The organism is Demequina sp. (genome assembly GCF_024642165.1).
Lineage (GTDB): Bacteria > Actinomycetota > Actinomycetes > Actinomycetales > Demequinaceae > Demequina.
Genome location: NZ_JAHEBP010000081.1, coordinates 1 through 9,218, shown reverse-complemented (window position 1 = coordinate 9,218; position 9,218 = coordinate 1). Strand labels below are relative to the sequence as shown.

7 protein-coding genes and 2 tRNA genes are annotated in these 9,218 nt (G+C 69.3%); 5 read left to right on the top strand and 4 right to left on the bottom strand.

Translation table 11 applies throughout. The annotated features are described in order from the left end of the window. The 4 genes from Q0L54_RS08190 to Q0L54_RS08175 all read left to right on the top strand — a co-directional run. Window positions 1–726, top strand: a 726-nt coding sequence (locus Q0L54_RS08190; RefSeq protein WP_296666999.1) for an ABC transporter ATP-binding protein, incomplete at its 5' end; no start/stop codon positions are given. Window positions 727–764: 38 nt separating this feature from the next. Continuing rightward, window positions 765–1,925 carry an extracellular solute-binding protein gene (locus tag Q0L54_RS08185; protein ID WP_296666996.1) on the top strand — a complete coding sequence of 387 codons (1,161 nt, stop codon included), beginning with the start codon at window positions 765–767 and terminating at the stop codon, window positions 1,923–1,925. 94 nt (window positions 1,926–2,019) lie between these two features. Next, entirely contained in the window at window positions 2,020–2,886 is an 867-nt protein-coding gene (locus Q0L54_RS08180; protein WP_296666994.1) for an ABC transporter permease, read from the top strand. Continuing rightward, window positions 2,886–3,692 carry an ABC transporter permease gene (locus Q0L54_RS08175; protein ID WP_296666991.1) on the top strand — a complete coding sequence of 269 codons (807 nt, stop codon included), beginning with the start codon at window positions 2,886–2,888 and terminating at the stop codon, window positions 3,690–3,692. Before Q0L54_RS08180 ends, Q0L54_RS08175 begins: the two co-directional genes overlap by 1 nt. Window positions 3,693–3,759: 67 nt before the next feature. On the opposite strand, the gene Q0L54_RS08170 is transcribed toward Q0L54_RS08175, so the two are convergent. The 3 genes from Q0L54_RS08170 to Q0L54_RS08160 form a co-directional block, all read right to left on the bottom strand. After that, window positions 3,760–3,832: transfer RNA gene (locus Q0L54_RS08170), tRNA-Ala, on the bottom strand. A 138-nt stretch (window positions 3,833–3,970) separates the two neighbouring features. Then, window positions 3,971–4,044: transfer RNA gene (locus Q0L54_RS08165), tRNA-Ile, on the bottom strand. A gap of 75 nt (window positions 4,045–4,119) precedes the next feature. After that, entirely contained in the window at window positions 4,120–5,067 is a 948-nt protein-coding gene (locus Q0L54_RS08160) for a DUF3566 domain-containing protein (protein WP_296666989.1), read from the bottom strand. A gap of 171 nt (window positions 5,068–5,238) precedes the next feature. On the opposite strand from Q0L54_RS08160, the gene Q0L54_RS08155 reads away from it, so the two are divergent. Next, window positions 5,239–7,581, top strand: a complete 2,343-nt coding sequence (locus tag Q0L54_RS08155; RefSeq protein WP_296666986.1) for a bifunctional lysylphosphatidylglycerol flippase/synthetase MprF — start codon at window positions 5,239–5,241, stop codon at window positions 7,579–7,581. Window positions 7,582–7,644: 63 nt separating this feature from the next. Here Q0L54_RS08155 and Q0L54_RS08150 read toward each other — a convergent pair whose 3' ends face one another. Continuing rightward, window positions 7,645–9,183 (bottom strand): SulP family inorganic anion transporter, encoded by a 1,539-nt coding sequence (locus Q0L54_RS08150; protein ID WP_296666984.1) that lies wholly within the window; start codon window positions 9,181–9,183, stop codon window positions 7,645–7,647. Window positions 9,184–9,218: the final 35 nt, after the last annotated feature.

The window sequence follows — 9,218 nt, the reverse complement described above, 5'->3', positions numbered from 1 at the left end:
AACGTCGAGTACGGCCTGCGGGTGGCCGGCGTCGGGCGCCGCGAGCGGCGCGCTCAGGCGGAGGAGGCGCTGGGTGCCGTCCGGCTCGCAGGTCTCGAGACCCGCCGCCCGCACGAGCTCTCGGGCGGTCAGCGCCAGCGGGTGGCGCTCGCCCGCGCCATCGTGCTGCGACCGCAGGCCCTGCTGCTCGACGAGCCGCTGGGCGCGCTCGACCTCAAGCTGCGCGAGCAGATGCAGGTGGAGCTCAAGGAGCTGCAGCGCTCCCTGGGCATCACGTTCGTGTTCGTCACCCACGACCAGGACGAGGCGCTCACCCTCAGCGATCGCGTCGCCGTGTTCGACGCCGGCGAGGTGGTCCAGTTGGGTACGCCCCGCGAGATCTACGACCACCCCCGGAATCGCTTCATCGCGTCGTTCGTGGGCTCGGCCACGCTGCTCGAACCCGCGGTCGCCGCGGCCTTCGGGCTGCCGGCGGCCCCCATGGCCGTGCGCCCCGAGCGGGTGACCCTCGACGGGCCGGCCGCCGGCCTGCCCGGCACCGTCGCCGAGGTGATCTACACCGGGCCCGAGCATCGAATCGTCGTCGACCTCGACGGCCACGACGCCCGGATCACCGCGCTCGAGCCCAACGTCGGCGGCGACCGCCCGCGCGTGCGCGGCGACCGCGTCACCGTGGCGATCGACCCGGCAGCCGCGGCACCGCTCGAGGCCCCCGTCCCGTCCTGAACCCCCGCGCAGTACCCCTACGAAAGGAAAGTCCTGTGATGAAGTCTCCATCCCGCACGGCCCTCCGGGCGGGCCTCGCGGCCGCCGCGGCCCTCTCCCTCGCCGCCTGCGGCACCAGCGGCTCCGACTCCGGCTCGGCGGCCGCGGAGTCGCTCGGCGACACTGAGGGCTCGGTGTCGATCCTCGCGTGGCCCGGCTATGTCGAGGACGGCAGCAACGACCCCGCGTACGACTGGGTCTCCGGATTCGAGGACGCGACGGGCTGCATGGTCACCTCGAAGCCTTACGGCACCTCCGACGAGGCCTACCAGCTGATGCAGAACGGCGGCTACGACGTGGTGGCGGCCTCGGGCGACCTCACGCTCCGGCTCATCGCCGGCGACCTGGTCTCTCCCGTCAACACGGACCTGCTCGACAACTACGCAGGCATCTTCGACTTCCTGAAGAACAAGGAATGGAACAGCGTCGACGGCGTCTCCTACGGCGTCCCCCACGGCTACGGCGCCAACCTGCTCATGTACAACACGGACGAGGTCACGCCGGCCCCCACCTCGTGGGATGTCGTGTTCGACAAGAGCTCGGACTACGCCGGCGGCGTCACCGCCTACGACTCGCCCATCTACATCGCTGACGCGGCCGTGTACCTCATGGCCCACCAGCCCGACCTGGGGATCACCAACCCCTACGCGCTGGACCAGGACCAGTTCGACGCGGCCGTCGCCCTGCTCAAGGAGCAGCGCACCAACGTGGGCGAGTACTGGTCGGACTACCTGAAGGAGATCCAGGCCTTCGAGACCGGGGACTCCGTGGTGGGCACCACATGGCAGGTGATCCAGAACTCCGTCAGCACGGGCAACACGGCCGTGGTGCTGCCCGAGGAGGGCGCCACCGGATGGTCCGACACCTGGATGATCGCTTCCGACTCGAAGAGCCCCAACTGCGCGTATGCGTGGCTGGACTACATCGCCGACCCCGAGGTCAATGCGACGGCGACCGCCTACTTCGGCGAGGCGCCGTCGAGCGCCGCCGCGTGTGACTTCCGCGACGACTGCGAGGCTTACCACGCGGGTGACGAGGAGTACGCGGCGCAGATCTGGTACTGGACCACACCCATCAGCGAGTGCGTCGACGGGCGCACCGACGTCGAGTGCATCGACTACTCGGAGTGGACCAAGGCCTGGCAGGAGATCAAGGGCTGACGCCGGGGCGCGGGGGGACGATGTGCTTCGTCCCCCCGCGCCGACCTCGCGGGGGTGTCCGCGTCCCCGCACCCGCATCGTCCCCTGAGGAACCATGACCACGCATCGCGTCTCCGGCTTCATCGCCCCGCGCCGCCGCCTTCAGCTGGCAGGCCTGCTCTCCGCGCCCATTCTGTGGCTCGGGCTCGTCTACATCGTCGCGCTCGCCGCGCTGCTCGTGACCGCGTTCTGGACGGTCGACACGCTCACGGGCCAGGTGCAGGTTGAGTGGACCACAGCGAATGTGGTCGAGGTGCTCACGGGCGCGCTCTATCGCACGGTCACACTGCGCACCCTGGGGATCGCGCTGCTGGTCACGCTCATCGACGTGATGGTCGCCGTGCCGGTCGCCTTCTTCATGGCGAAGATAGCCAGCCCGCGCCTGCGCCACGTGCTGGTGATCGCCGTGCTCGCACCGCTGTGGGCCAGCTACCTGGTGAAGGTGTACTCATGGCGCGCGCTGCTGTCCGCGGACGGGATCATCCACTGGATCGCCACCCCCTTCGGCGGGGACACCCCGGGCTACGGCATCCCGGCCGTGGTGATGACGCTGTCCTACCTGTGGCTGCCGTTCGTGATCATGCCCATCTACGCCGGCTTCGACCGTGTCCCCGACCGGCTGCTCGAGGCCTCGGCCGATTTGGGCGCCAAGGGCGCGCGCACGCTCATCGCGGTGGTGCTGCCTATGATCTGGCCGGCGATCATCGCGGGCTCCATCTTCGCGTTCTCGCTCAGCCTGGGCGACTACCTGGCCACCGGCATCGTCGGCGGCACCACCCAGCTGCTGGGGAACCTCGTGTACACCAACGTGGGCGCCGCGAACAACCTGCCGCTCGCGGCAGCGATCTCGCTGATCCCCATCGCGATCATCCTTCTCTACCTCGCCGCGGTCCGCCGGACCGGTGCGCTCAGGAGCCTCTGATGCAGATCGGTCGAACCACGCGCATCGTCCTCGGCGCCGTCACCGCCGTGGTGCTCGCGCTCATCTACCTGCCGCTCGGCGTGGTGTTCCTCAACTCCATCAGCACCTCGGAGAGCCTGTCCTGGCCTCCGCCCGGCTACACGCTCGAGTGGTGGGGGCGTGCGCTGCAGAGCGAGGGGGCGCTGCACGCGCTGGGCACGTCGGTCATGGTCGCGATCGCCGCATCATCCATCGCCCTGGTGCTGGGCACGCTCGCGGCCATGGCGCTGTCGCGGTACCGGTTCTTCGGCAAGGAGTCGATCAACCTGCTGATCGTGCTCCCGATCGCGCTGCCGGGCATCGTCACGGGCATCGCGCTCAACAACGCCTTCCGCACCATGGTGGGCGTGCAGCTGTCCGTGTGGACGCTGATCATCGCTCACGCGACGTTCTGCATCGTCACCGTCTACAACAACGCATTCGCTCGCCTCAACGCCTCGGGCACGCGGCTCGAGGAGGCGTCGATGGACCTTGGGGCCGGGCTGTTCACGACGTTCCGCCTGGTGACCTTCCCGCACCTCAAGTCCGCACTGCTCGCCGGTGGCCTGCTCGCCTTCGCGCTGAGCTTTGACGAAATCATCGTCACCACGTTCACCGCGGGCACCGGCGTCACCACGCTGCCGCTGTGGATCCTGCAGAACATGTTCCGGCCCTCGCAGGCGCCGGTGGTCGCGGTGATCGCCGTGATCCTGGCGGTGCTCAGCGTGGTCCCTCTCGCGATCGCTCAGCGGCTGACAGCCAAGGATGCAGAGGCCGTGTCGCGGTAGCCGGATCGTTGGGGCGCGTCCCAGACGCACGGAAGGCCTCGCGCACCGGCGAGGCCTTCATCCTGAGTGGAGCCTGGGGGAATCGAACCCCCGACCTCCTGCTTGCAAAGCAGGCGCTCTACCAATTGAGCTAAGGCCCCGAAGCCGGTCACCGGACCGGATACTGGACATCCTCCCAGAGGTCCCGATTCGAGTTCTCCGTGATCAGGACGTACGCGACCGCGCCCACCACCACGGCGGCCGCCAGGACCAGTGCCATCTTCATCGGATCACCTCGGTGGGCCCAGGAGGACTTGAACCTCCGACCTCTTCGTTATCAGCGAAGCGCTCTAACCGCCTGAGCTATGGGCCCGTCGCAGTGTCAGCACCGCGGCGGTAAACGATACCGCACGCCAACCACGAGTCCAAAATCGCGGCGGGCCGCCCGTCAGTCGTCGGTGAGGGTGACGTAGACGCCACCCACGACGGAGGAGACCACGTTGTAAAGGAAGGCTCCGATGGTCGACAGGGCGGTCAGCAGGACCACGTTCACCACGGACACCAGGATCGCCGCGCTCATGACCTTGTTGCGGTCGAAGAACTGCATGATGTTCAGTTCCTGGTCGTTGGTGAAGAGCTTCTGGACCCACTCGTTGATGAGCGCGAACACGCCCATTCCATTGAGCACGTTCCACAGCACGAACACCGCGACCACCAGCATGATGCCCGCCGCGATCGACAGCAGGAAGCTCAGCTTGAGCGCGGACCACGGGTCGATGCGCGACAGCAGCACGCGCGCCTTGCGAGGGCCGCCCTTACTGGCCGGCGTGGCCAGATCGTCACCCGCCCGGAAGCTCTCCGCGGCGCGCCCCGCGTAGTCCTTGATCTTGGCGGTTCCGGCGCCCAGTGCGGCCGTTCCGGCACCGATCGCGCCGTCGAAACGGGACGGGGCGCCCTGAAACGGGGGTGCCGTGGTCGCGCCGGTGGCCAGCGGCGGGGCGTAGGCAGGCTGCGGTGCCTGCGTCGGGATGGCGGGCGACGACTGCGGTGCCCGGGTGGGGATCGAGGTCGACGACTGCGGCGCGCGCGTGGGGATGGACGTCGAGGACTGCGGCCGCATCGCGGTGCGCTGCGGGATCGAGCCGGTGGTCGGGGCGGGAGCGGCCGGGTTCGACGGCGCTCCGACGTTGGGCACCTGCGCGGAGGTCGGCACCTGCGCGGAGGTGGGGGCGGCCGGAGTGGTCGCTGCGGTGCCGCTGGTCGGCGGCGCCTCCGGCGCGCCGGTGTTGACGGGCATGAACGCGCGGCGCGCCGGGTTGGCGCCGGCGTCCTGCTCGGTCGGGCGCGGCGTGTAGAGGCCCTTGCTCTGCGGGGGGGTGCGGTCGTCCGCGTTCATCAAGGCTCCCTGTGTTGTCCGCGCTGCGCTGCGGCATCGTCCTACCGCGCGAACCCGCACGGATATCGAACCCAGCGTAACCGAGGCCCGCGCATGGGTCACCCTGACGCCATGCGGCCTGCCGCTCCGTCACCGTGGCGAGGGATCGCGCCTCGCGGATACGGTGTGGACATGGCACCCGAATCGACCACCGCCGACGGCCGCTTCTCGCTCGACTCCGTCCTTGCGATGGTGCGACGGATCCCCGGCACGCTCACCGTCACGGCGTTGGTGCTCCTGGTGGGAGCGCTGACGGGCGCCCTGTGGTCCTCCGCCGCGGATGCCGGCCTCGTGGAGCGCTGGGGCTGGGGCCTCGACGCCTTCGCCGAGGGCCGCTGGTACACCGTGATCGTGGGCATGGCGATCTCGCCCGAGCCGTGGATGTACGCCCTCATCCTCGCGACCTTCTGCGTGGGCGGCGGCTACCTCGAATACAGGTACGGCACGTGGCGGATGCTGCTCGCGGTGATTGGCACGCATATCGCCGCGGTGCTGGCGGTGGCCCTGCTGTTCCTCGCGCTCGAGCAGACGTCGCTGGAGTGGGCGCAGGAGCTGGCGCGCGTCCGCGATGTGGGGCTGTCTAACGGTGGATTCGGCGCGGTAGGCGCGATGACCGCGGGGATGCCGCTGCTGTGGCGACGGCGGGTGCGCCTGATCGGCTCGCTGTACCTGGTGGCGATGATCCTCTACGCGGCCGAGATCTGGGACTTCACGCACGCCGCGGCCTTCTGGATCGGCATGGCGATAGGTCCGTGGGTGGTGGGCCGCGCCCGCGAGCCGTTGGATTGGCGGTTCGGCCCGCAGGAGGTGCGTGACGTCGCGGCGCTCATCGTCGCGTTCGGGAGCGTGCACCAGCTCCTCACTCGCATCTGGCCGGGAGAGGGCGGCATCCTCGAGTTCGGGTCGAGCCCCAACGACTCGGACGTGACCACCGTGGGGCTCGTGGGCGTCGCCGTGGTGTCGCTGATGTTCGCATACGCCCTTCACAAGGGACGCCGGGGCGCGTGGTGGTACGTCACCGTCGTGACCCTGCTGAGCGCGCTGCTGAGCCTGCTGGTCCCGCTCACCGGATCACAGGTGTTCGACCTGGTGCTCGACGTGATCCTGCTGGCGGTGCTGTTCGGATGGCGACGCTACTTCGCGGTCAAGGGTGATAACGCCACCCGCGCCAAGGTGTGGCGGCGCGGACTCCTCACCCTCGCCGCGCTGATGACCTTCACCGTGGTGTCGATCCTGGGCCTGCGCCACCAGATCGACCCCGAGCCCACGCTCGGCACCGCCATCGGCGAGGCCGTGGTGCGCGTCTTCGGACTGAGCACGGGCATGGAGGGCACCACCCCGGTATCGAAGGCGCTGCTGAGCGGCATCGGCATCGTGTGGTTCATCGCCTTCGCGATCTTCCTCGCGAGCCTGCTGCTGACCTCGCGCCGCCACCAGACCGACGAGTCCGTGCGGGATCGCTTCATCGCCCTCCAGCGCGACACCTCCGGCATGACCAGCATCGGGTACATGGCGCGGTGGGCGGGGATCGACCACTGGATCTCCGACGACGGCACGGCCGGGTTCGCGTTCAAGCAGGTGGGCAACACCGTGATCGTGCTCTCTGACCCCGCGGGCGAACCGGAGGCCGTGCGGCGCAACTACGTCGCCTTCGCCGAGTTCTGCCGCTCGCGTGGGTGGCGCGTCGCCTACTTCGCGGTGAGCGAGAGGGCACGCGCCCACCTGGGCGAGACCGGGATGCGATCCATCCAGGTGGCCGAGGACACCGTGATCCGGCTGGCGGACCTCACCTTCACCGGCAAGTCGTGGCAGACCGTGCGCTCGGCGATCAACCGCGCCAAGCGCGAGGGCGTCACCATGCGCACCGTGCGGTTCGCGGACGCGCCGCGCGGCCTCAAGGACCAGATGGAGGCCATCTCCGCCCAATGGGCGGGAGACAAGTCGCTCCCCGAGATGGGCTTCACGCTGGGCGACCTGCCCGAGGCCGACGACCCCAACGTCCAGATGCACCTCGCGGTCGACGAGGACGGCACCGTCCACGGCATGACCTCGTGGCTACCGGTGTACCGCGCGGGCTTCGTGGTGGGCTGGACCATCGACATCATGAAGCGCCGGCTCGACGACGGCGTCATGTCCGGCGTCATGGAGTTCCTGATCGCCGAGTCCGCGGTGCACTTCAAGGAGGCCGGCTACGAGTTCATCTCGCTCTCCGCCGCCCCGCTGAGCTACTCGGGGGAGACCGAGGGGTCCATCGAGCGGCTGCTCGACATCCTGGCGGACAAGATGGAGCCCTACTACGGCTTCACCAGCCTCGAGCGCTTCAAGGCCAAGTTCAAGCCCGAGCACCATCCGCTCTATCTCATGTACCCCGACGAGGCCCAGCTGCCCGCGATCACGCTGGCCATCCTGCGCGCCTACCTGCCGGATGCGACCGCCGCGGACCTGGTGAAGGCGGCCGTCACCAAGCCCGAATGACCCGCCGGGACGATGCGCACCCGGGCGAGGTGCGCATCGTCCCTAGCAAGGGGCGCATCGTCCCTAGTGAGACCCGCCCAGGTGCCCGCTCATGCGGCCGTGGATGGCCTGCGAGGCGGTGTTGAGGCCCTGGATGTCGACCTCGATGCCGTGGCGCGCGTACTTGTACTCGACCGCATCGAGAGCCGCCACGGTGGAGGCGTCCCACACGTGCGAGGCGGACATGTCGATGATCACCTTCCCCGGGTCGTTGCCGTAGTCGAACTGGCTGTAGAGGTCGTTGGAGCTCGCGAAGAAGAGTTCTCCCGAGACCGTGTACCTGCGCACGCCGTCCACGACCGGCCCGCCCTCGACGGTCGCGAGGTGCGCGACCCGGCGGGCGAAGAGCACCGACGCGAGCACCACGCCGGCCACCACGCCGTAGGCGAGGTTGTGGGTCACCACCACCACGCCCACCGTCACCAGCATCACCGAGGTCTCCGACTTGGGCATGCGCCGCAGCGTCGAGAGGCGGATGGAATGCCAGTCGAAGGTCGCCCAGGAGACGTAGATCATCACCGCGACCAGGGCCGCCATCGGGATCATCGCGACCACGTCGCCCAGCAGCAGGATGAGCGCCAGCAGGAAGATCCCCGCCGCCAGCGTCGACAGGCGGGTCCGGGCCCCACCCGCCTTGACGTTGATCATGGTCTGCCCGATCATGGCGCAGCCGCCCATGCCGCCGAACATGCCGGTGATGATGTTCGCCGCGCCCTGACCCCAGGCCTCGCGCGTCTTGTCGGAGTGGGTGTCCGTGACGTCGTCCACCAGCTTCGCGGTCATGAGCGACTCGAGCAGACCCACCAGTGCCATGCCCAGCGCGTAGGGAGCGACGATGCGCAGCGTCTCGAGATTGAGCGGCACGTCGGGGATGAACAGCCCGGGCAGGCCCTCGGGCAGGGCGCCCTCGTCGCCAACGGTGGGCACGGCAATGGCCGCCGCGACCGTCACGATGGTGAGGAGCACGATCGCGACAAGTGGCGCGGGCACCACCGTGGTCAGGCGCGGGAAGAAGGCGATGATCGCGAGGCCTGCGGCCACCAGCGGGTAGACCACCCACGGCACGTCACGCAGGTGCGGCAGCTGCGCCAGCAGGATCAGGATCGCCAGGGAGTTGACGAAGCCCACCATGACCGATCGCGGGATGAACCGCATGAGCTTCGCGACGCCGAGCAGCGCGAGCACCACCTGGATCACCCCGCCCAGCACCACCGCGACCACCAGGTAGTCCAGCCCGTACTCGCGGGCCAGGGGTGCCACCACCAGCGCCACCGCGGCCGTCGCCGCGGAGATCATCGCGGGCCGGCCACCCAGGAACGCGATCGACACCGCCATCGTGAAGGACGCGAACAGCCCCACCCGCGGGTCCACGCCCGCGATGATCGAGAACGAGATCGCCTCCGGGATGAGCGCGAGCGCCACCATGAGGCCGGCGATCAGCTCCGTGCGCAGCACCCGTCCGGTGAAGCCCTCGGGCCGGTGCCACGAGCGCGGTCGCCACAGCACCCCCCAGCGGCCGGTGGCCTCGGGAACTCCGGTGGGCGTGCGGGTGGGCGTGGTCATGGGAACTCCCTGGTCAGGGGCACGGGTGGACGAGG

Coding starts and splice junctions, on each gene's coding strand:
- Q0L54_RS08185 (WP_296666996.1), top strand. CDS start 765: ATGAAGTCTCCATCCCGCACGGCCCTCCGGGCGGGCCTCGCGGCCGCC.
- Q0L54_RS08180 (WP_296666994.1), top strand. CDS start 2,020: ATGACCACGCATCGCGTCTCCGGCTTCATCGCCCCGCGCCGCCGCCTT.
- Q0L54_RS08175 (WP_296666991.1), top strand. CDS start 2,886: ATGCAGATCGGTCGAACCACGCGCATCGTCCTCGGCGCCGTCACCGCC.
- Q0L54_RS08160 (WP_296666989.1), bottom strand. CDS start 5,067: ATGAACGCGGACGACCGCACCCCCCCGCAGAGCAAGGGCCTCTACACG.
- Q0L54_RS08155 (WP_296666986.1), top strand. CDS start 5,239: ATGGCACCCGAATCGACCACCGCCGACGGCCGCTTCTCGCTCGACTCC.
- Q0L54_RS08150 (WP_296666984.1), bottom strand. CDS start 9,183: ATGACCACGCCCACCCGCACGCCCACCGGAGTTCCCGAGGCCACCGGC.